21 protein-coding genes are annotated in these 21197 nt (G+C 69.2%); 13 read left to right on the top strand and 8 right to left on the bottom strand.

What is annotated here, in order from left to right:
• Positions 1-113 precede the first annotated feature (113 nt).
• From AOM46_RS29215 to AOM46_RS29170, 10 genes are all read left to right on the top strand, one after another.
• Positions 114-1100: a substrate-binding domain-containing protein gene (locus tag AOM46_RS29215; protein ID WP_062217137.1), complete on the top strand. Its 987-nt coding sequence runs from the start codon at positions 114-116 to the stop codon at positions 1098-1100.
• Positions 1097-1867, top strand: a complete 771-nt coding sequence (locus AOM46_RS29210; RefSeq protein WP_199824082.1) for an ATP-binding cassette domain-containing protein — start codon at positions 1097-1099, stop codon at positions 1865-1867. The genes AOM46_RS29215 and AOM46_RS29210 overlap by 4 nt, the downstream gene beginning before the upstream one ends.
• Positions 1864-2886, top strand: coding sequence for an ABC transporter permease (locus AOM46_RS29205; RefSeq protein ID WP_078857306.1), 1023 nt, complete (start codon positions 1864-1866; stop codon positions 2884-2886). The genes AOM46_RS29210 and AOM46_RS29205 overlap by 4 nt, the downstream gene beginning before the upstream one ends.
• Complete coding sequence (locus AOM46_RS29200; protein ID WP_062217134.1) at positions 2883-3962, top strand: phosphotriesterase; 1080 nt, start codon at positions 2883-2885, stop codon at positions 3960-3962. The genes AOM46_RS29205 and AOM46_RS29200 overlap by 4 nt, the downstream gene beginning before the upstream one ends.
• Positions 3959-4717 carry a glutamine amidotransferase gene (locus AOM46_RS29195; protein ID WP_062217132.1) on the top strand — a complete coding sequence of 253 codons (759 nt, stop codon included), beginning with the start codon at positions 3959-3961 and terminating at the stop codon, positions 4715-4717. The genes AOM46_RS29200 and AOM46_RS29195 overlap by 4 nt, the downstream gene beginning before the upstream one ends.
• Positions 4718-4818: 101 nt before the next feature.
• On the top strand, positions 4819-5763 hold the full coding sequence (locus tag AOM46_RS29190; RefSeq protein ID WP_078857305.1) for a nucleoside hydrolase: 945 nt from the start codon (positions 4819-4821) through the stop codon (positions 5761-5763).
• Positions 5760-6650, top strand: coding sequence for a PfkB family carbohydrate kinase (locus AOM46_RS29185; RefSeq protein WP_062217129.1), 891 nt, complete (start codon positions 5760-5762; stop codon positions 6648-6650). The genes AOM46_RS29190 and AOM46_RS29185 overlap by 4 nt, the downstream gene beginning before the upstream one ends.
• Positions 6651-6856: 206 nt before the next feature.
• On the top strand, positions 6857-10060 hold the full coding sequence (locus AOM46_RS29180; RefSeq protein ID WP_234314102.1) for a sacsin N-terminal ATP-binding-like domain-containing protein: 3204 nt from the start codon (positions 6857-6859) through the stop codon (positions 10058-10060).
• 14 nt (positions 10061-10074) lie between these two features.
• Entirely contained in the window at positions 10075-10848 is a 774-nt protein-coding gene (locus AOM46_RS29175; protein ID WP_078857304.1) for an endo alpha-1,4 polygalactosaminidase, read from the top strand.
• Between the two features lie 116 nt (positions 10849-10964).
• Positions 10965-11393, top strand: a complete 429-nt coding sequence (locus AOM46_RS29170; RefSeq protein WP_078857303.1) for an RDD family protein — start codon at positions 10965-10967, stop codon at positions 11391-11393.
• Positions 11394-12294: 901 nt separating this feature from the next.
• On the opposite strand, the gene AOM46_RS29165 is transcribed toward AOM46_RS29170, so the two are convergent.
• From AOM46_RS29165 to AOM46_RS29140, 7 genes are all read right to left on the bottom strand, one after another.
• On the bottom strand, positions 12295-13263 hold the full coding sequence (locus AOM46_RS29165; protein WP_158920754.1) for a hypothetical protein: 969 nt from the start codon (positions 13261-13263) through the stop codon (positions 12295-12297).
• Between the two features lie 68 nt (positions 13264-13331).
• The gene (locus tag AOM46_RS32640; RefSeq protein WP_078857302.1) at positions 13332-14321 is read right to left on the bottom strand and encodes a hypothetical protein; all 990 of its coding nucleotides are present in this window, start codon (positions 14319-14321) and stop codon (positions 13332-13334) included.
• 11 nt (positions 14322-14332) lie between these two features.
• On the bottom strand, positions 14333-15355 hold the full coding sequence (locus AOM46_RS29155) for a tryptophan--tRNA ligase (protein ID WP_062217113.1): 1023 nt from the start codon (positions 15353-15355) through the stop codon (positions 14333-14335).
• A gap of 9 nt (positions 15356-15364) precedes the next feature.
• Positions 15365-16417, bottom strand: coding sequence for a hypothetical protein (locus AOM46_RS29150; RefSeq protein WP_078857301.1), 1053 nt, complete (start codon positions 16415-16417; stop codon positions 15365-15367).
• Positions 16414-17256, bottom strand: coding sequence for a phosphotransferase (locus tag AOM46_RS32635; protein ID WP_078857300.1), 843 nt, complete (start codon positions 17254-17256; stop codon positions 16414-16416). Before AOM46_RS32635 ends, AOM46_RS29150 begins: the two co-directional genes overlap by 4 nt.
• 26 nt (positions 17257-17282) lie before the next feature.
• Positions 17283-17471, bottom strand: a complete 189-nt coding sequence (locus AOM46_RS29145; protein ID WP_062217107.1) for a DUF397 domain-containing protein — start codon at positions 17469-17471, stop codon at positions 17283-17285.
• On the bottom strand, positions 17468-18334 hold the full coding sequence (locus AOM46_RS29140) for a helix-turn-helix transcriptional regulator (protein WP_078857299.1): 867 nt from the start codon (positions 18332-18334) through the stop codon (positions 17468-17470). Before AOM46_RS29140 ends, AOM46_RS29145 begins: the two co-directional genes overlap by 4 nt.
• 146 nt (positions 18335-18480) lie before the next feature.
• On the opposite strand from AOM46_RS29140, the gene AOM46_RS29135 reads away from it, so the two are divergent.
• Positions 18481-18792 (top strand): hypothetical protein, encoded by a 312-nt coding sequence (locus tag AOM46_RS29135; protein ID WP_062217104.1) that lies wholly within the window; start codon positions 18481-18483, stop codon positions 18790-18792.
• Positions 18793-18824: 32 nt separating this feature from the next.
• Here AOM46_RS29135 and AOM46_RS29130 read toward each other — a convergent pair whose 3' ends face one another.
• The gene (locus AOM46_RS29130) at positions 18825-19106 is read right to left on the bottom strand and encodes a DUF2530 domain-containing protein (protein ID WP_062217101.1); all 282 of its coding nucleotides are present in this window, start codon (positions 19104-19106) and stop codon (positions 18825-18827) included.
• A 179-nt stretch (positions 19107-19285) separates the two neighbouring features.
• Between AOM46_RS29130 and AOM46_RS29125 the strand changes: the two genes are divergently transcribed.
• Both AOM46_RS29125 and AOM46_RS29120 read left to right on the top strand, forming a co-directional pair.
• Entirely contained in the window at positions 19286-19726 is a 441-nt protein-coding gene (locus tag AOM46_RS29125) for a MarR family winged helix-turn-helix transcriptional regulator (protein WP_062217418.1), read from the top strand.
• A gap of 98 nt (positions 19727-19824) precedes the next feature.
• Positions 19825-21180 carry an MFS transporter gene (locus AOM46_RS29120; RefSeq protein ID WP_062217099.1) on the top strand — a complete coding sequence of 452 codons (1356 nt, stop codon included), beginning with the start codon at positions 19825-19827 and terminating at the stop codon, positions 21178-21180.
• The last annotated feature ends 17 nt before the right edge of the window (positions 21181-21197 follow it).

Below are 21197 nucleotides of genomic sequence, written 5' to 3'. Positions count from 1 at the left end.
CATCGGGCAATCGATTGCCGAAGAGTGTTCCCGGCGGCGCCCGCGAAGCGTTCCCAGCAGGTGTGACGGCAGGCGTGACGGCAGGCGGGGACAAGGCAGAGACGAGGAATCTCATGCGAAACCGGCATCTCGGCAGGGCCGTCGCGGGGCTGCTCGCGGTGGCGCTCAGCGGCGCGCTGCTCAGCGGCTGTTCCCGGGAGAACGACGGCGGCGGCTCCGGCGGGGGCGGGGGCGAGGACGACGGCGAGGTCAGGATCGGCCTCGTCCAGATCAACCAACAGGCCATCTTCTTCAACGAGATGAACGCCGGCGCCCAGGACGCGGCCGACGCCGCCGGGGTCAGCCTGACCATCTTCAACGCCAACGACGACCCCACCCAGCAGAACCAGGCCGTGCAGAACTTCGTGCAGCAGGGCTTCGACGCGGTGATCGTGGTGGCCATCGACGTGGAGGGCATCAAGCCCGCCATCCAGGCTGCCGACAGCGCCGGCGTCTCGGTGATCGCGGTGGACGCCATCGTGGACGATCCGGCCGTCTCGGTGCAGGTCGGCGTGGACAACGAGGAAGCCGGCGCGCAGATAGGCGAGTTCGTCGCCGACTGGGCCGAGCAGGAGAACGTGTCCCCGTCGATCGGCGTGGTCGGCGCGCTCAACTCCTATATCCAGAACCTCCGCAAGGACAGCTTCGTGGCCACGGTGGAGGAGCGCGGCGCCGAGATCGCGCAGACCGTGGACGGCGAGAACACCCAGGAGGGCGCGGCCACCGCCGCCGAGAACCTGCTGACCGCGCAGAGCGGGGTGAACGTGGTCTACGCGACCGGCGAGCCCGCGCTGCTCGGCACCGTCGCCGCCGTCCGCAGCCGGGGCGCCGAGGACCGGGTCGCGGTCTTCGGCTGGGACCTGACGGCACAGGCGATCGCCGGCATCGACGCGGGCTTTGTCGCCGGGGTGGTCCAGCAGGACCCCAGGGCCGAGGGCGAGGAGGCCGTCAACGCGGCCGTCGCGCTGGCCGGCGGGGAGTCCGTCGAGGAGCGGATCGACGTTCCGGTGACGGTGGTCACCCGGGAGAACGTGGACGACTTCCGGGCGACGTTCGAGTGAGCGCGCCAGGCCAGGGCCCGGAGTTCCGGGTCGAGATGACGGATGTCCGCAAGCGTTACGGACTGATCGAGGCGCTGCGCGGGGTGACGATCCGGGTGCGTCCCGGCGAGGTGGTCGGCCTGGTCGGGGACAACGCGGCCGGCAAGTCCACCGCGATGAAGGTGCTGGCCGGCGCGGTCGTCCCGGACTCGGGCGAGCTGCGGATCAACGGTGAACGGGTCGCGTTCACCACCCCGCGCGAGGCGCGCGACGCCGGGATCGGGATGGTCTACCAGGACCTGGCGCTCTGCGACGACCTGGATGTGGCGGCCAACCTCTTCCTGGGCCGCGAACCCCGCAGCCTGGGCGGCCTGTTCCTGGACAAGCGGCGGATGCACGAGCGGGCGGCGGCCAACCTGGCGGCGCTCAACATCCGGATCCCGCTGACCAATGTGACCGTCCGCAACCTCTCCGGCGGCCAGCGGCAGGCGGTGGCCATCGCCCGCGCGGTCTCCTTCGACCCACAGGTGCTGATCCTGGACGAGCCGACCGCCGCGCTCGCGGTCTCCGAGGTGGAGACCGTGCTGGAGCTGATCAGGACGGTTTCGGCGCGCGGCGTCAGCGTCATCCTGATCACCCACCGGCTGCAGGACCTGTTCCGGGTCTGCGACCGGCTGACGGTGATGTACGAGGGCACGGTGCGCACCGAACTCGACGCGCACCGCGCCAGCCTGGACGAGCTGGTCGCCGAGATCGTCGGCGGTAACCCCCGGAAGGAGGCGGCGTGAGCGCCCCCACCCTGACCCCCGAGCAGCGCGTCGAACGGCTGGCGACCGACCGGTCGGCCCGGCTGCACGCGTTCCTCGGGCCGCGTATCCACACGGTGGCCATCGGCGCGGTGCTGCTGGTGGTGCTGATCGTCTTCTCGTTCACCGCCGACACGTTCCTCAGCACCGAGAACGTGCTGAGCGTGCTGCGGCAGAACGCGCCGGTGCTGGTGGTCGCCGTGGCCATGACGCTGGTGATCACCACGGCCGGCATCGATCTGTCGGTGGGGTCCGTACTGGCCCTGAGCGGCGCGCTGTTGGCGATCCTGGTGGACCACGGGACCAGTCCCACGCCGGCGTTTCTGCTGGTGCTGGTGATGGGCGCGGTGGCCGGCGGGTTGCACGGCTGGTTCAGCTGCTACCAGGGCATCCCGGCGTTCATCGTCACGCTGGCCACCATGGGCATCATCAGGGGCGTGGCGCTGCGTTCGACCGACGGCTACTCGGTCGCGCTGCCGACCGACAGCTGGGTGGGCTTCCTCGGCCAGGGCAAGCTGGCGGGTGTGCCGGCGGCGGCCGTGGTGGCGTTGGGCTTCGCCGCCGTCGTCTGGGTGGTCTACGCCAAGACGCCGTTCGGCCAGTATGTGATCGGCCTGGGCAGCAACGGGGAGTCGCTGCGCCGCGCCGGGGTCAATGTGCGGCTGGTGGGTCTGGCGGTGTTCACGCTCTGCGGGATCGCCGCCGCGCTGGCCGGCGTGCTGGTGGCCACCCGGCTCGGCACCGGCTCGTCCAACCAGGGCGTCGGCTTCGAACTCACCGTGATCACCGCCGTGGTGCTGGGCGGCACCAGCCTGTTGGGCGGCCGGGGCAGCGTGTTCGGCACGGTGCTCGGCGTGCTCACCCTGGGCTTCATCGAGAACGGGCTCCAGCTGAGCCATGTCAACCCGTTCTATGTGCAGATCGTCCAGGGCTCCATCCTGCTGGCCGCCGTGCTGGCCAACACCCGGCTCTTCTCCCGGTTCTCCGAGGCGAAGTCATGACCACACGCACCCCCGACGCCGTCTCGGTGACCACGGTCAACGGGCCTGTGCCGGTCGGTGAGTTGGGCGTGACATTGATGCACGAGCATCTGCTCAACGACTGCGCCTCCTGCTGGCATCCGCCGGTGGACGACGACGCCGAGGGGTGGACGATCGCGCGCGGGCCGCTGCGGATGGAGTATCTGGGGCGGCTGCGCAACGACCCGTTCCTGTCGTTGGACAACTGCCGGCTGGACGACGAGGCTACGGCCGTCGCCGAGGTGCGGCGGTTCGCCGCCGTCGGCGGGCGGACGGTGGTCGAGCAGAGCTGCACCGGCATCGGCCGTGACCTGCCGGGGCTGGTCAGGATCGCGGCGGCCACCGGTGTCCAGGTGGTGGCCGGCTGCGGCTTCTATCTGGAGCCCAGCCATCCGCCCGAGGTGCGTGGCATGTCGGTGGCCGATATCGCCGACCGTATCGAGCGCGAGGTCACCGAGGGCGCGCCCGAGGCGCCGGGGGTGCGGGCGGGGCTGATCGGTGAGATCGGGGTCTCCGCCGCGTTCACCCCCGCCGAGGAGAAGGTGCTGCGTGGCGCCGCCCGCGCCCAGCGCCGCACCGGGGTGCCGCTCTCCGTGCACCTCCCGGGCTGGGAGCGGCACGGGCACCGGGTGTTGGATGTGGTGGCCGAGGAGGGCGGCGATCTCTGCGCCACCGTGCTGTGCCATCTCAACCCCAGCCACCGCGACATCGCCTACCAGCACGCGCTCGCCGAGCGCGGTGCCTGGCTGGAGTACGACATGATCGGCCTGGAGTTCTACTTCGCCGACCAGGACGCCCAGTCCCCGTCGGACGAGGAGAACGCCCGCGCCCTGGCCGCGCTGTTCGCCGCCGGCCACGGGGGGCGGCTGCTGCTCTCCGGCGATGTTTTCGTCAAGACCATGCTGACCCGCTACGGCGGCTTCGGCTATGACCATCTGATCACCAGCTTCTCGCCCCGTCTGCGTCGCCATGGGCTCACCCCTGACGATCTGCGGCGACTGCTCGTGCTGAACCCGGCCGCCGTGTTCACGGCCGCCGCGAAGGGATCCACCTCATGACCTCCCCGCTCCGTGTCCTGCTCGCCGGCGAGTCCTGGGTGAGCGAGTCCACCCACTACAAGGGCTTCGACGCGTTCACCTCGGTCACCTTCCACACCGGCGCCGAGCCGTTGACCGAGGCCCTGACCGGCCAGGGCATCGAGGTCACCCATCTGCCGGCCCATCTGGTGCCGGAGTCCTTCCCGGGGAGCGTGGCCGAACTCGACGCCTACGACGTGGTGTTGCTCTCCGACATCGGCGCCAACAGCCTGCTGCTCCACCAGGACACCTGGCTGAACGGCCGCCGCCGCCCCAACCGGCTGAAGACGCTGGCCGCCTGGGTCGCGGCCGGCGGCGGGCTTGCCATGGCCGGCGGCTACCTCAGCTTCCAGGGCTTCGAGGGCAAGGGCTTCTTCCACCGCACCCCGGTGGAGGCGGTGCTGCCGGCCGAGATCTCCCCCTACGACGACCGGGTGGAGACCCCGGAGGGCGTCGAACCGTCCGTGCTGGCCACCGGCCACCCCGTCCTGGCCGGTGTCCCCGGCGACTGGCCGGCGCTGCTGGGCTACAACCGGTTCGGCCTCAGCCCGGACGCCACCCTGCTGGCCCAGGTGGACGGGGACCCGTTGCTCGCCGTCCGCACCGAGGGCGCGGGCCGCACCCTGGCCTGGGCCTCCGACATCGCGCCGCACTGGTGCCCCCAGGAGTTCCTCGACTGGCCCGGCTACCCGGTGCTCTTCGGCAACATCTGCCGCTGGCTCGCCGGCCGCGACTGACGGCCCGTCAGGACCCGCCAGGGGATACGTCAACTCACCGTCAGTAGAAGTGTGTTGGCCCGGTGCCCAGCCGCCGGGCCGGAAGAGAGCAGGAGCCGCCCGTGCCCACCCCCGTCATCATCGACTGCGACCCCGGCCATGACGACGCCATCGCGCTGATGCTGGCCGCCGGCGATCCCGCCGTCGAACTGCTGGCGATCACCACCGTCGCCGGCAACCAGACGGTGGCCAAGACCACGCTCAACGCGCGCCGCGTCTGCACCGTCGCCGGCATCACCGGCGTGCCGATCGCCGCCGGCTGCGGCGCCCCGCTCACCCAGCCGCTGCGCATCGCGGACGATGTGCACGGCGAATCGGGCCTGGACGGGCCCGCGTTCGGCGAGCCGACCGTCGGACTGCTCGACGAGCACGCCGTCGACCTGCTGCACCGGGTCCTCACCGGCCACCCCGAGCCGGTCACGCTGATCCCCACCGGACCGCTCACCAATATCGCGCTGCTGCTCACCCGACACCCCGAAGTGGCCCCGCGCATCAGGGAGATCGTGCTGATGGGCGGCTCCGCCGACCGGGGCAACGTCACCCCCTACGCCGAGGCCAACATCTTCGTCGACCCGGAGGCCGCGCGGATCGTCTTCGCCAGCGGCGTCCCGGTCACCATGTGCGGGCTGAACATCACCCACCAGGCCCTGGTCACCCCCGATGTGGTCGAGCGGCTGCGGGCGCTCGAAGGACCGCTGGGGCCGCTCTGCGCCGAGCTGATGACCTTCTTCGGCTCCACCTACCAACGCCTCTGGGGCTTCGCCGCGCCCCCGCTGCACGACCCCGTCGCCGTCGCCCGGGTCATCGACCCGGCGCTGGTGCGCTGTGTCGACGCCCATGTCGCGATCGAACTGACCGGCACCCACACCCGGGGCGCCACCGTCGTCGACCTGCACGGCTATCTGGGGCTCGAACCCAACGCCAAGGTCGCCATGACCCTGGAACGCGAGGCGTTCTGGGACCGGGTGATCGCCGCCGTCGACCGGCTCGGAAGGGCCCTGCCATGACGGTCCGCGCGGTACCGGACGTGGCGCCCGACGTGCTGGTCGTCGGCAGCGTCAACGGCGACCTCACCGTCGATGTGGACCGCCCACCGGTGCGCGGCGAGACGGTGCTGGGCGGCGCCGTCGAACGCGGCCCCGGCGGCAAGGGCGCCAACCAGGCCGTGGCGCTGGCCCGACTGGGCCGGTCGGTCGGCCTGTTGGGCGCGGTCGGCGAGGACGCGGAGGGGGCGTCCGCGCTGGCCGCGCTCCGTGCGGAGGGCGTGGACACCGCCTGGCTGGCGCGGGTCGCGGGGCCCACCGGACTTGCCGTGGTGCTGCGGGACAGCGGCGCCGACTCCACCATCGTGGTGGCGCCTGGCGCCAACGCCGCCGTCACCCCGGCTGCGGTCGCGGCGGCGGCGCCCGCGCTGGCGGCGGCCCGCGCGGTGCTGTGCCAACTGGAGATCCCGCTCGCCGCCGTCGAGGCGGCGGCCGCGGCGACGCGCGGCCTGTTCGCCCTCAACCCGGCCCCGGCGCTGCCGCTGCCGCCCACCCTGCTGGACCGGGTCGACCTGCTGGTGCCCAACCGGTTCGAACTGGCCACCCTCACCGGCACCACCGACCTCACGGAGGGGGTCCGCCGCCTCCGGGTGCCCCGGCTGGTCGTCACCCTGGGAGCGGACGGCTGCCTGGTCCACGAGGCGGGCCACAGCCACCGGCTGCCGGCCCGCCCGGTCGTCGCCCGCGACACCACGGCGGCGGGCGACTCGTTCTGCGCCGCGCTGCTGGACGCGCTGCTCGCCGGCCGCCCCCTCCTCGCCGCCGCCGAACGCGCCACCCACGCCGCAGCCCTCACCACCACCCACCCCGGCGCCCTCCCCAGCCTCCCCCACCACACGTCCCTCCCCTGACCTCTGCCGCACCCCCGGCCGGCGCGGGCGCCGGGGCCTCGGCCGGTTGACGACCGCCGGCCCACCGCGCCGCCCGCGAGGAGCAGAAAGGATATGTCGGTCATCGAGCGTCGAACGTGGCACTTCGCGGCACCCCCCTCCGTGTCGAGCCGAACAAACGAGCGACCGGGGGCGGTCGGGCCGCCGGACGGCGATAGTGTCGGGGCGTGACCATCGACCACGCGGATGATCCGTTCCCCGGCCTCGCCGATCCGTTCCACACCGAGCGGCTGCGACAGCGCGTGCTGCGGGCCTGGCGGGACTCCCCGGCCAGGTTCCGGGAGGACGCCAACGCCGAGGAGGACCTGGCCAGGGGCGGCTACCGCGACCGACTGGTCGTGGAGCTGGCGCAGAACGCCGGCGACGCCGCGCAGCGCGCCGGCGAGCCAGGACGGCTGCGGCTCACCCTGCGGGACGGGGTGCTGTCGGCGGCCAACACCGGGGCGCCGCTGGACGCGGCCGGCGTGGAGTCGCTGTCGACGCTGCGCGCCTCGGCCAAACGCGGCGGTTCCGGCAACGCCTCGGGCGTCGGCAGGTTCGGAGTCGGGTTCGCCGCCGTCCTCGCCGTGAGCGACCGGCCCGAGATCGCGGGCGCGGCCGGCGGGGTCCGCTGGTCGCTGGCCGAGTCGACGGAGCTGGCCCGCGCCGCCGCCGCCGACGCCCCCGAGCTGCTGGCCGAGTTGGACCGCAGGGCCGACGAACGGCACGCCGTCCCGCTGCTGCGGCTGCCGCTGCCGTCGGTCGGGGTCGAGGTGCCCGAGGGCTATGACACGGTGCTGCGGCTGCCGCTGCGCGACGCGGCGGCCGAGGATCTGGCCAACCGCCTGTTGGACGCGGTGGACGACAGTCTGCTGCTGGCGCTGCCCGCGCTCACCGAGGTGGTGCTGGACACCCCGCGCGGCCTGCGGGCCCTGACCCGCCGCCAGTTCGGCCCCTATACGCAGATCACCGAGGAGCCGGGGCCGGCCGGCAGCGCCGTCCGGTCGACGCGCTGGCGGATCTCCGCGCTGGAGGGCGAGGCGGACGAGACGCTGCTGGCCGACCGGCCGTTGGAGGAGCGGGAGCGGCGGCACTGGTCGATCAGCTGGGCCGTCCCGGTGGACGCCGAGGGCGCCCCCAGCCCGCCGGCGAGCGCGCCGGTGCTGCACGCGCCGACGCCCACCGACGACACGCTGGGGCTGCCGGCGCTGCTCATCGGCAGCTTCCCGTTGGAGCCCACCAGGCGCCATGTCGCGCCGGGCCCGCTCACCGACTTTCTGCTGGCCCGCGCCGCCGAGGCCTATGCCGCGCTGCTCGCGGACTGGCGGCCCGTCACCCCGGAGATCCTCGATCTGGTGCCTGGCCCGCTGGGCCGGGGTGAACTGGACGGCCGGCTGCGCCAGTTGGTGCTTGAGCTGCTGCCCATGACGGCGTTCCTGCCGAGGGCGGCCGTCGATGTCACGGCGCCCGAGCCGCCGGAGCCGGCGGAGCCGCTGGCCGTCGGCGCGGGGGAGGAGCCGGCGGAGAGCGAGCCGCCGGTCGCGTTGCGGCCCACCGAGGCCGAGTTGGTGGAACGGGCCGGCGCCGACACGGTCGCCGTGCTCGCCGAGCTGTTCCCCGGACTGCTGCCGGCCGGCCTCGAACGCCGCGCCGAACTGCGGGTGTTGGAGGTCGACCGGGTCTCGCTGGGCGAGATCGTGGAACGTCTCGCCGGCGTGGAACGCCCCCCGGGCTGGTGGTGGCGGCTCTACGAGTCGCTGGCCGGCGTCGACCCCGAGCTGCTCACCGGACTGCCGGTGCCGCTGGCCGACGGCCGCACCACCATAGGGCCGTCCCGGGTGCTGCTGCCCACGCCCGGCACCGAGCCGGCCGAGCTGGGGCGCCTCGGCCTGAAGGTGGCGCATCCGGAGGCGGCCCACCCGCTGCTGGAACGGCTCGGCGCCCAGCCGGCCACACCCCGCGCGGTGCTGGACACCCACCAGGTGCGGACCGCCGTCGCCGCGTCCGGCGATCTGGACGTATGGGACGAGGACGCCGTGCCGGCCGCCGAGTTGGCCGCCACCGTGCTGACCCTGGTCAGGGCCGCCGACCTCGGTCCCGGCGACGAGCCCTGGCTGGCCGCCCTCGCCCTGCCGGACGACACCGGCGAACTCACCCCGGCCGGCGAGCTGGTCTTCCCCGGCAGCGTGTTCCAGCAGGTCATCAGGGAGCACGAACTCGCCGCCTGCGACCGCGAGTTGGCCGAGGAGTGGGGTGAGCGCACCCTCACGGCGGTGGGGGTGCAGGCCGACTTCGTGCTGGTGCGGGCCAACGATGTGGTGCTCGATCCGGACGAACTGGAGCCGCGCGAGGGGGCGTTCGCCGAGCCGGACGACGTCGGCCTGCTGGATTCGGTCGACGTCTGGTGCGAGGACCTGCTGGACGCGCTGCCCGACGCCGCGCTGCCGCCGGTGGCCGCCGAGGTGCTGGCCGTGCGGGACCTGGAGCTGGTCGACGACGCGAGCTGGCCGCGCGTCCTTGAGCTGCTGGGCCGCTCCCCGCTGCGCGAGGCGCTGACCACCCGGGTACGGGTGCGGATGCCGGACGGCACGGTGGAACGCGGCCGTTCCTATACCGCCTGGTGGCTGCGCGGCGCCCCCGTGCTGGACGGTCGACGTCCGGCCGGGCTCCGTTCCACGGCCGGCGACCCCCTGCTGGACGGCCTCTACGAGGACGCCGACACCGCCGACGCCGACGAGGAGGTGCTGCGCGCCCTCGGCGTGCGCACCACGGCGGCCGCCCTGTTGGCGGAACCGGGCGGCGCCGCCGAGCTGCTGGCCCGCCTCGGCGATCCGGAACGTGAGGTCTCTCCCGGCCAACTCCACGGTCTCTACGGCCTGTTGGCGGAGCTGGATCCGGAGGAGGTCACCCTCCCCGACCGGCTGCGCGCGGTGGTGGACGGCGAGGCGCGGGTGGTGGAGGCCGGCGAGGCGCTGGTCGCCGACGCGCCCGATCTGCTGCCGCTGGCCGACAGCCGCCCGCTGCTGCCCGTACCGCCGGAGCTGGCCAGGGAGTTGGCCGCGGTGCTGGACGTCCGACTGCTCAGCGCCGCCATCCCGGCCACCCCGCCCGACGACGGGCAGCGCCGCGAAGTGCCGGCCGCCGCACGGGAGTTGCTGGGCGAGGACACCCCGGCCGAATATCTGGAGCACGAGGACGGCCTGGTCATCGAGGGCCGCGAGGTCGACTGGCGGCTCACCGCCGAAGGGGCCCTGCACGCGGCCACGTTCGAGGGTCTGGCCGCCGGCCTCGCCTGGGCCACCGGCCAGTGGCCGCGCCGCTTCGAGCTGGCCGCGCTCCTCGAAGACCCCGACCGCGCCGCCGAGTTGGAGACGGCCAGGTGGTTCGACTGACGGCGGTCCGCCGCGTGGCGCTTGCCGGAGGCGCCGCGCTGCTGTTGGTGTCCTGTTCCGCCGACCGGGAGGGCGCGGAGGCCGAGCCCGACCGCTGGCGGCCTACCGCCGGCCTCGACTGGCAGTGGCAGCTGACCGGCCGGCTCGACCTCCAACTCCCCGTCGACGTCTATGACATCGACGCCTTCGAGGCCACCGCCGACGATGTCGCGACGCTCCATGAACGCGATATCCGGGTCATCTGCTATGTCAACGTCGGCGCCTGGGAGGACTTCCGCCCCGACGCGGACGCGTTCCCCGAGGAACTGCTGGGCGAGGGCAACGGCTGGCCCGGCGAACGCTGGCTCGACATCCGCGCCACCGACACCCTCCGCCCGCTGCTCGCCGCCCGCTTCGACCGCTGCGCGGAGAAGGGCTTCGACGCCGTCGAACCCGACCTCCTCGACGGCCATCTCAACGAAACCGGCTTCCCCCTCACCGCCGAGCACCAACTGACCTTCAACCGCATGGTTGCCCAACTGGCCCACGAACGCGGCCTGGCCGTCGGCCTCAAGAACGACCTCCCCCAAATACCCGAACTCGTCGACGACTTCGACTTCGCGGTCAACGAGGAGTGCGCCGCCTACGCGGAATGCCACCACCTCACCCCGTTCATCGAGGCCGACAAACCGGTCTTCCACGTCGAGTACGAGCTGCCCCCCGAGGAGTTCTGCCCCGAGACCGACCGCCTCGGCCTCAGCTCCATGGCCAAGAACTGGGAGCTGGACGCCTGGCGCGCCCCCTGCTGACGGCCGGCGAAGGACGGCCCCCGGCCGCTGTAGCGGTTCCGTGACCCCGTCAACACCCAACCGACGGCGTCCAGTTCGTAGATTTCCTCCATCGAACGGATACGGGGGAACGGAGCATGACAGTGGCACCACAGGAGGCCGGCGAGGGATGGCTGATACTGACGACCATTACCGACCTGCTGGTGAACCTGGGGATCGGGTTCGTCGGGGTGCTGACAGTCGCACCTGACAGTCTCGGGGTCCCCGGCCAGGTGCTGACGTTCTTCGGCTGCGCGCTGGCCTTCTCGTTCGCCAACCACGTCCTCGGCATGTGGCTGCTGCGCGCCAGCGTCGGCAAGCTGCTGTGGGGACTCCGAGTCGTCCGGGCCGCCGACGGGGGGCGGCCCGGATTCTGGCGGTCGGTGGGGCGCTGGCTGATGGGCTATGTGGCTCTCGTCCTGATGGCCGTGGTGGAGGACGGCGGCGGCGTCGGCGAGGCCAACGGCCTCCGCACCGTCCGCCGCCGCGACCTCCGCATCTACCACCCGGCGGGCTACCGCGCCTGAGCCGGCCGGAGTGCGGCAGAGCTCTCGGCTCAGGGGGGCGACGTCATCCGGCGGACGCTTATGTTGTGACGGGTGGCAAGACGCTGGACCAGGCCGGGCGGCGCGAGGTGATGGTCAACGTGTCGGCGCACGTGGTGGGGAAGCAGATCCAGTAGTGCGCGGCTCGCATTTCGGTGGGCCAACGGCGAGTTGGGTTGGCCAACGCGTTTGCCCCACCACCTCACAACATCTCGCATGGTGAGGAACAGCTTTCGGCGTCGTCGTGGCATCGGTGTGGTCAGAACAGTTGGGACATAGACGACGAAGGCGTCACTGTCAGCATCCGACTGAAGCCTCGCGGTGATCTGCCGACTCGCCAGTTCGTAGGTCCAGGTGGGCAACCCCAGGCAGGCATCGGAGCCGTCGGTTCGCAACTTGGGCAGTAGCAGGGCGGAACCGTTGACGCCAGAAGCCGCGTAGTGCTGGAGTTGTCGCCGCTTCGCCACCCCGTACGGGGTCTGCAGAGCCCAGGGGGCCAGCACCGACGTGCTACTCGCGGTGACGATCAGGAGGCTCTGTCTCCGATTCACAGCCCTTGCCGCCAGCAAGTCCGTAAAGTGGGCTGCGGATTTGATCGAGTCTCGCATGGCTGTTACGGATGATCGGTCGAGACAGAGATCAATCAACACCGTTTGGGGATATCCCGTACTGAGTCGTGCAAGTTCGGTTGCGGCCCGGTTGGCTCTCTGGTGATCTGCGACGTCTGCCAACAGCCACCGGGCACGTGTACAAGGCCCGGTGGGCTGCTTGCGGCAGATGCCGACGATATCCACATCTAAGTTCAGCAAATGTGGAAGCAGTGCCGTCCCCAGCCTGCCACTGGCGCCCAGGATGATGATCAGCCGGCGTTGCCCTGGTCCGCTCACCGAGCACATGCGCGCCACTGTTCGGCAAAGGTGAGGAAGGTGGTCAGGTAGTGCTCCTTGGCCTTCCCCCATGCCGCCTGATTCTTGTCGCGATGTTGATAGGCGTACCGCGCCGTGTTCAGGGTCTCCAGATCCCATCCGCTCGCGAGTTCCATAGCGCTCATCAGGGCTCTCTGATCGGCCGGTGACTCGCTAGTGATTCGGACGGAAAGAACATCGGCTTCCATGCCCAGATGAATCGCGGAGTCCGGTATGCTCTTGGACATCTTGGGGTATCCAGCTAAGCCCTCGATGACGCGAAAATAGAGGGCGCCGATTTTAGTGGACCAGTTAAGGGATGTACTCCCGGAAGACTTCTGCCGTGTGACAACCAGCCTGGCCAGCTCGGTGAAATATGCCTCTTCCAGGCCCGAGATCATCAGAACGTGGTGATGGCCTCGATCCGCCGGTTCCAGAATATCGGCGACCGTGTACAGCGCATCGACTGTCAGCCCGACTTCACTGCCAAGCAGCCCATGATCTTCGTAGAGTTCGAGTAGCTCCTCCCGGTGCTCCAGGAAATCACGCCGACCAAGAAATCGGGCGATCTTTCCTGCCCGTGTGAGGTTGTCCAGATCCACATGCGATCTGAGCCTCCCCTGGGTCTCGTCGAACCCGAGCGCACGCAGGAATTCCAGCATCTGGTCACGTACCTGCTCCAGCCGGGCCCATGCGACGTTGCGCGAGTTCCAGGCGCCCAACTCGGATATGACAGCTGTGACAGGGACGTTCAGGCGTCGCTGCAACTCCACGGTTCCGATCATCACGGACAGAGTTCCGGCGGTGGGTGCGTTGGTTGGGCCGAAGCCCGTGACGACGTGCAGGTCTTCGACCCCGGGGCGCAGCACCGATTCTGCCCCGTCCGCATGGGAGAAACGGGTGCGGAGGGTCCCAAGGCGCTCTTCGACGGCGGGTAGATTCACCAACGGTTCGACTGCCTCAGCACACACGAGATTGCCGTTTCTCTCCTGGGACTCGTAACAGACTCATAAGGTCAGCGGCTCGGCCTTCGAGTCGTGTCGCGCGCACCTTCTTCAAAGCGTCGGCTCTGGCTCAACCTGCGCCCGTGGTACTCCCACAGAATGAGAGCAGCGTTGTGTTCCACCAGGCGCGCGCTGGATTCGCAGCCATCGGGGGCCAGGGCCGCAGTAATTCGCGCCGCGTTGCCGGTATGACTGGCACGCTGCCGGACGGCGACACCCCAACTCTCCGGCGCCGTCGGCCGCGAGGCAATCGAGACGGTGATGCGTTCCCTGTCGAGATCGGCGCGGTAATTGAGGCCATAGGGTGCGCCCTCGTCCATTACCGTTCCCGGCGCGAGGGTGGTGGAGACGACCGTGCCACGGGGAATATCCGGGCGAGCCGTCGCCACCGCTCGTGCGGTCAGGCCCACCCGGGCGTCCGCGATGCCGTACACAAAGGCCTCGGCCTGAACAGCGAGGACGCTGGGGGGCATGAAGAAGCTAAACGGTGTCAGCGTTGAGAAGACACCGTCGTAGCGTTTCGCGTACTGAGGGCAGAAGGACGAGTAGGAGACGAACGCGAGCCCGTGACGGTCCAGTGCACGCGGAATCATGTCTGGACTGGTTACAAATGGAATGCCCAGGGCGGTGAGCACATCGGCAGAGCCTGAGACGGCGGATACGGATGCCGACACGCCTTTGATTACGCATGCCCCGGAAGCGGCGGCGAGAAGGGTTGCCGCCGTGCTCACATTGAACGTCTTGAAGCTCTCCTTACCGCTTCCTGCCACGATAACCACAGGTCTGGACAGCGGAAGAGGGCTGTGAATATGTTGGTGAAGCGTGTCGTCAAAGGCGAGGACGACGTTCCACAGCTTCTGTAGGTCGTCTGCTGCGATGTCCGGGGAAGAAGCGATATCTCGCGCCGAGGACTGCCATCGGGAGTCTGATTCTTCTCTGGGGGATCGCAGGAATGAACAGAACTCCCTGGCTAAACCGCGGACAGCCGCTTCGTTGATCACTTTACTGTCCCTTAGCGGCTGATGCCGATGGCAGAGCGGACGGAACCCAGCAGGTTCTGTGCTCGGTCGCGTGCTTTCTCTGCTCCTTCTGAGAGAACTGTTTCCAGTTGGCTGTCCGGCTCCATGAGAGCGTTGTACCTCTCGCGCATGGGGGTAAGTTCTTCGTTGAGTACCTCGAAGAGCTGGTTCTTGAGCTCGCCCCAGCCGACTCCTCCGGCCATCAGCCGCTTCCGAGTGTCGGCGATAACCTCAGGAGTGGCAAACTGTTCCAGGATCTGAAAAACAGAGGAGCTGTCAGGATCCTTCGGTTCCTCAACCGAGGTGCTGTCTGTCGGGATACGACGGACCAGCTTCTTGAGTTTTCCCTCCGGAAGGAATAGTGGAATGGTGTTGTCGTAGGACTTGCTCATCTTTCTGCCATCCAGGCCGGGCAATGTTCGGCCGGTGTCCTCCTGCGGGACGACTGCCTGTGGGATCTTGAATTCGTAGGCGTCCCCGTAGAGATGGTTGAATGTTCCGGCGATATCAGCCGCGTACTCGACGTGTTGCAGTTGGTCCTTGCCGACCGGGACAACGTCGGACCCCATGATCAGGATGTCAACGGCCATCAGTACGGGGTAGTTGTACAGCCCCATGTTGACCCCGGCGTCGAGATCATCCCTACCTGCTGCGGCATTCTGGTCCCGTGCGGCTTTGTAGGCGTGCGCTCTGTTCATGAGCCCCTTGGCGGTTACGCAGGACAGAGCCCAGTGCAGCTCGAAAATCTCCGGAATATCAGACTGGCGGTAGATGATGGTCTCTTGGGGGTCGAGTCCCGCTGCCATCCAGGTCGCGGCCACCGAGCGTGTGTAGTGCCGCAGCAGCTTCGGGTCACGAATGCTGGTGAGAGCATGGTAGTCCGCGATGAAGTAGATCGAATCGTACTGCTCGGTGAGATTCAGCGCTGGACGAATGGCCCCGATGAGATTACCCAGGTGGGGTTCGCCGGTCGGCTTGATCCCGGTCAGCGAGATCTTTGGTGTTTCCTTTTCCATGGCAATGTCCTATTCAGGTGGAGGCGGCAGGCTCAGGCCGTAGGCCTGGGCATGAGTTTCGATGAGGCGAAGATGTTCGATGGGGCGGAGAGTGCGCAGGCGGATCTGGTCAACCTGTGCGGGATAGGGGAGCGTCAGCGCGCGTTGCAGGTGACTGACGAAGGCTGTTGTCCTCAGGTCGTCGTACGCGTACCACGCCACCGGATGATTCTCGCATCCGTTAGTGAGGAGTTGATCGCGGAGCGTTTCTTCGTGTGGCGCGAGAACCGGAAGCCCAAGGTCGCAGGCCAGCTCCAACTGCCCGGAGTGTGTGATCGACCGATAGGGCAGGATCAGCGCTCGGGTTCCTTCAAGCCAGTCGACGAGCGCACGGTCGGACACCATCTCAGGTGCGATATCCAACTGAAAGTTCGTGTCAGATCGAACCACTTGTTCGAGGGATGCCAGCAGATTCCGATACCGCGTGCGGTCGTCCATGCTGACGGAACGCAGCAGCAGCCGCAACCGCGGGCGAGGAGCCGGCAGGTTCCGCCAGGCGCTGACAACCGAGAGTAAATCCCTGTTCGGGCGAAGGGCTCCGAAGACCGCATAGCCCCCGCTCGCCGCGGGAAGGCGGTTCGGCTGCATCGCTTCCTCTGCCAGTGCTCGCCCATGGGGGGCGACACGCACCGCTTGACCGGGCCCAGCCACAAACCGCAGTTCGTCTCTGGCCGCACTGGTCAAGGTCAGCACCACGGTGGCGCGTTCCACGACCAACGCCAGCTTGAGACGGAAAGCAGCCAGGTCGCTTTCGATGTTGGGGCGTAGATCATGCACGGTGACCACAAGCCGCTTGCCCGACTGGCCGAGCCTGTGGACCAGGCCGCGTAACTCGCCCAGTGACGTCAACTCGACCGTGTGGAGGTGGAGAACGTCGAAGAAGCTCCAGTCGCCCATGGCGAGCAGATCCGCCACCCGCGTGGATGGAGACCTGGGCGGTGTGACGGGACGGAACGAGTCCCCCGCCAGTTTGGCCACATAGGTGAGGTGGGAGGGCATGTGCAACACGCGAATCGTGTTCATGGTGCGGCTCGTAGTGCCTTGCACAGCTCACGTCCGGTGGTAACCGCCACGCCGCGCGCTTGGTCTTCAGCCAGGCGAACGGCTGCCGAGTAGAGGGCGGCGGCACGGGCCTGACCTATGGATTGGGGTGTGAGAACCCCGCACTCCGTCGCACACGACAGAAAGACTTCGATAGGGTCCAGCGTCACCGGTGCATAGATCTCGTCACGCCAGCTGTGGGTCAGAGCCGCTGCGGCATACCCGACGGCTTCGGCGGCGGGCACGCTGATCAGGTCCTCCCAGTCGAGTACTGCGACGAGACGGTTGCCAGCGAACAGCAGGTTGTCCGCACGCCAGTCGGCGTGGCTACCCGACGGGACCCCACTCGCCCGGTCGGCGATGTCCTGCCAGGAGTTGGTGATCAGCGCTCGAACGATCGGGTCGGGGCCTGCCTCAAGAGCACTACGCCCTCTTCTGGGAAGTCCTTTCGGCCGCGTGGGGGCCCAGCTCGCCCTTGTCCCGCGTAACGCCAGCAGTTGTGCCGCGAACGTCCGTGCGCAGTCGGTGACCATGTCAACGGTTGGATCCGTGATGTGACGTCCGGGCACGGCCTTGTGAACGACCAGTGGCGCGTGAGTCGAGCGATAGACGAGTTCTGGGGCGAGCACCCCACCCGAGCGGAGCTGCGACTCGAATGTGCACAGCTCCGACACAGAACGCGTTGACAGCAGTCGATATCGCTTAGCTATCGCATCCTGGCCGCCACAGCGGACGAGCCAGGTGTCATTTCGTTGCTTCGGGTGGCTGATCTTGCTCAGCACGCGGCAGTTCGGGATATCTAAGTGCCCGAGATTGTCCATTGTGCCCTTTGCGACTGTAGAGCCGATTACCCGCGCTTGATGCTCTCCAGCCACGCCGTGAGCTGGGTCGGGGTGAAGCGGAGGGTTCCGGAGCCCGGGGCCTTGCTGTCGCGGATGGCGACGGTGTTCTCGGTGAGGTGGGCGATCTGTACGCAGTTGCCGCCCGCATTGCTGTAGGAGGAGGTGCGCCAGGGGGAGTTGGGGGACTCGGTCATGGGGTGGAGCCTTTCCCACGTTGTTCGGCAAGGGCCTTGGCCAGCAGCTCCGTGGAGTCCTTCGCGGAGAGTGCCATTCGGCTCAGGTCCTTGAACATCGACGCGAAGGTCGCCACATCGCCTTCGTCGCTGATCATATAGCCGCCCAACGGGCCGTCGAAGCAAGCGAGCGGTGGGTCCAGACCCGGGTCCGCGAAGTTCAGCACCAGGAAATTGCTGGCCGCGCCACCGTAACCGCTGCGGTCCGCCGCCAGCACCTGGATGGTGATGTTCCTGGCCGTGGATGCCTCATGCAGCCTGGCGAGTTGTTGCCGCAGCACATCGGGCCCGCCGACGGCCAGGCGCAGCACCGCCTCCGGGATCACCGCATGCAGCTTGAGGGGCCGCTTCCCGGTAAGCCGCTCCTGTCGCTTCATCCGGGCGGCCACCCACTTGTCCACAAACTCCGGCGCCACCTTGTGATGGCCCGCCTCATGCAGCGCCCGCGCGTACTCCTCGGTCTGCAACAGGCCCGGGACCAACACCGGCTCGAAGGTCTCGACCCGGACCGCGTCCTCCTCGAAGCTGACCAACGGCCGCATCCACTCCGGCAGGTCGTACGTTGCCCAGGGGGAGCGACCCTGGTTGGCCGCGACGCGCAGCTCCTCCAGGCCCCGACGCACCTCGGCCGGGGCCCGCAACTCCGCGAGTAGGTACGCTAGATCGGACTTGCTGATCTTGGTCTTGCCGCGCTCCCAGTTCACCAGGCTGGCGTGGGTGCGGCCGAGCACCGCGCCGAGATCGCCCTGCGTCCGCCCCGTGAGCTCGCGCAGCCTGCGCAACTCCGCGCCGAGCCGCCGCAGCTGGGCCGAAGAACTGGTCATGGGTACCGCCCCCTTGATCGCCGGTTCGAGATCGATCCTAGGTCCTCATTCGACAGATTGAACTAACGCTTTCGAGTGATACCTCAGGCTTACGTAAGCGCCTAGCATGATGTGGGCAGCTCCAACTCGCTGAGGGAGAACGAGAAATGACGGAACCGCCGATCGAGACGTTCGAGGAGAGCCTGCGCGGGCTGGTCGAATGCCAGCTGCCGCGCCTCTTCGCCGTGATGCAGGTGTACCGGGAGAACGAGGACGCGTGGGTGGCGGCCTGGGGGATGCAGTTCGACGACGGGAAGGTGGAGGTCACCAGCGTGGACGGGGCGCGTCGGCTGCGTCTCGGCTCGCTCCGGCTGGCGGCCTGCTCCTTCCGGCGGGATCCGGACATCTCCGCGCGGCTCGTCTGGGCCGATCCGGACTACGAACCTACCGAGCCGGCCGAGCCCGCCCTCGCCGGCTGATCGCGTCGCCCGCCGCTGAGGCGTCCCGCGCCTCAGCGGTCGCCGGCGCCGGCTTCCGTTTCCGCCGAGGCCCGGCGGAGGGCGGCGTCGCGGGCGCGGACGTACCAGAGGCCGATGAGGCCGAGGCCGGCGCCGGCCGCGCAGGTCCAGAGCCACCAGGTGTGGTCGTGGTCGTCGAACCAGCCGTAGAACGGGAGCTGGACGAGGAAGAGCGCGGCCCACAGCACCGTGCCGATCAGCACCGTGCGGACCGGATTGCCCTCCAGCGGTTCCGGCGCCTCCCGCTTGCCGTCCGCCAGATCGCCCCAGCGCATCGCGCCGCCTCCCATGTGCCGTGAACCCGTCCCGATGGACCCGCCGGCTCAGCGTACCCGTGGCCGGGAAACGGGTGAGCTTCGTGGGGTTGCTCACTACTTCGGCCCTAAGGAATGTACAGGGGCCACCAATCGTCTTATATTTCGTTAGGCAAGCTAATGAGCGAACGGTGGTGTTCATGCCTCACGCGATGGATCGTCCGGAGGACGCCGAGGCGGTCAACACCCTGCGGGTGGGAGTGCTACGGCTCTCCCGGCGCATGCGCCACCTGAGCGTCGACCGCACACTGAGCCTGGCCGAGCTGTCCGCCCTGGGCACCCTCGCCCGCTGCGGGGCGATGACCCCGGGGGAGCTGGCCCGCAAGGAGCATGTGCAGCCGCCGTCGATGACCCGCATCCTGTCGCTGCTGCAGGACCGGGATCTGGTCGCCCTCCAGCCGCATCCGGAGGACCGGCGGCAGAAGTTGGTGGTCGCGACGGACCAGGCCGAGGAGATGCTTGCGGCGAGCCGCGCCCAGCGGAACGCCTGGCTCGCCGGGCTCGCCGACGAGCTGGACGAGGAGGAGTGGGCCGCGCTGCGTGCCGCCGCCCCCATCCTCCACAAACTCGCGCACCTGTAGCGCGGGCAGCACCATCAGCAGAGAAGCAAGAGAAGCGAAGAAGTAAAGAAACAGAGAACGGCACAACCAGTACGGAACAGTACAGAGGAGAGTCACCCTTGAGTCCGGGAACCGGAGCAGGCTCCGCACCCGCATCCCTGACCGCCACCGACAAAGTATCCACCTTCAGCTCGTTCCGGGTTCGGAACTACCGCATCCACTTCATGGGCTCGTCGATATCCAACATCGGCACCTGGATGCAGCGCATCGCCCAGGACTGGCTGGTCCACGAACTGACCGGTTCCGCGGCCGCCGTCGGCGTCACGCTGGCGCTCCAGTTCCTCCCCATGCTGCTCTTCGGCCTCTACGGCGGGGTACTCGCCGACCGGCTCGACAAGCGCAAGCTGCTCATCGGCACCCAGATAGCCATGGGCCTGACCGGCCTCACCCTCGCCGCGCTGACGTTCACCGGCGTCGTGAACGTCTACCACGTGTACGCGCTGGCGCTGATCGTCGGCCTGGTCACCGTCGTCGACAACCCGGCCAGGCAGACGTTTGTCTCGGACATGGTCGGCCCGGCGCTGCTGCGGAACGCGGTCTCGTTGAACTCCGCGAACTTCCAGTCCGCGCGACTGATCGGCCCGGCCGTCGCCGGCGTGATGATCGCCGCCGTGGGCAGCGGCTGGGCGTTTCTCGCCAACGGGCTGTCCTTCATCGCGCCCATCGTCGGACTGCTGATGATGCGCACCTCCGAGCTGATCCCCGCCGAGCGCCAGCCGCGCGCCAAGGGACAGCTGCGCGAGGGCCTGCGGTATGTCGGGGGCCGCCCCGACCTGCTCTGGATGATCGTGCTGGTCGGCTTCATTGGCACCTTCGGCTACAACTTCGCGATCTGGCTGGTCGCCTTCACCGACCAGGTCTTCGCCTCCGGCGCCGGCACCTACGGTCTGCTGAACTCGATGATGGCCTCCGGATCCGTGATCGGCGCGCTGCTGGCCGCGCGCCGCGGCAGCAGCCGGATACGGTTCACCGTCGCCGCCGCCGCGGTCTTCGCGATCCTGCTGCTGATCGCCTCCGCCGCGCCGACGTTCCTGGTGTTCGCGCTGATGATGCCGCTGATCGGGCTGGCCGGCATGACGTTCCAGGTGACCGCGAACTCCACCATCCAGCTCGGCAGCGACCCGGCGATGCGGGGCCGGGTGATCAGCCTCTTCATGATGGTGTTCGTCGGCGGTACCCCGTTCGGCGGACCGCTGGTCGGCTGGCTCAGCGACGCCTTCGGCGCCCGGATCGGGCTGATCAGCGGCGCGGCCGTCTGCCTGGCCGCCGCCGTCGGCGTGGCCCTGATCCTGGCCAGGGTCGGCGGGCTGCGGCTGCGGATCAGCCTGCGTGCCGGCAGCCGGGGCGTGGCCCTGGTGCCGCGCGACGTCGAGCCGGCGCCCGCCGGCGCGGCGGCGGCCGTCCGCCCGGCGTGAGGGACGCCTGCCCCGGG

Source organism: Streptomyces sp. NBRC 109706 (assembly GCF_000974485.1).
Lineage (GTDB): Bacteria > Actinomycetota > Actinomycetes > Streptomycetales > Streptomycetaceae > Streptomyces.
The sequence above is the reverse complement of the archived record's forward strand: the minus strand, read 5'-3'. Positions and strand labels throughout refer to the sequence as shown.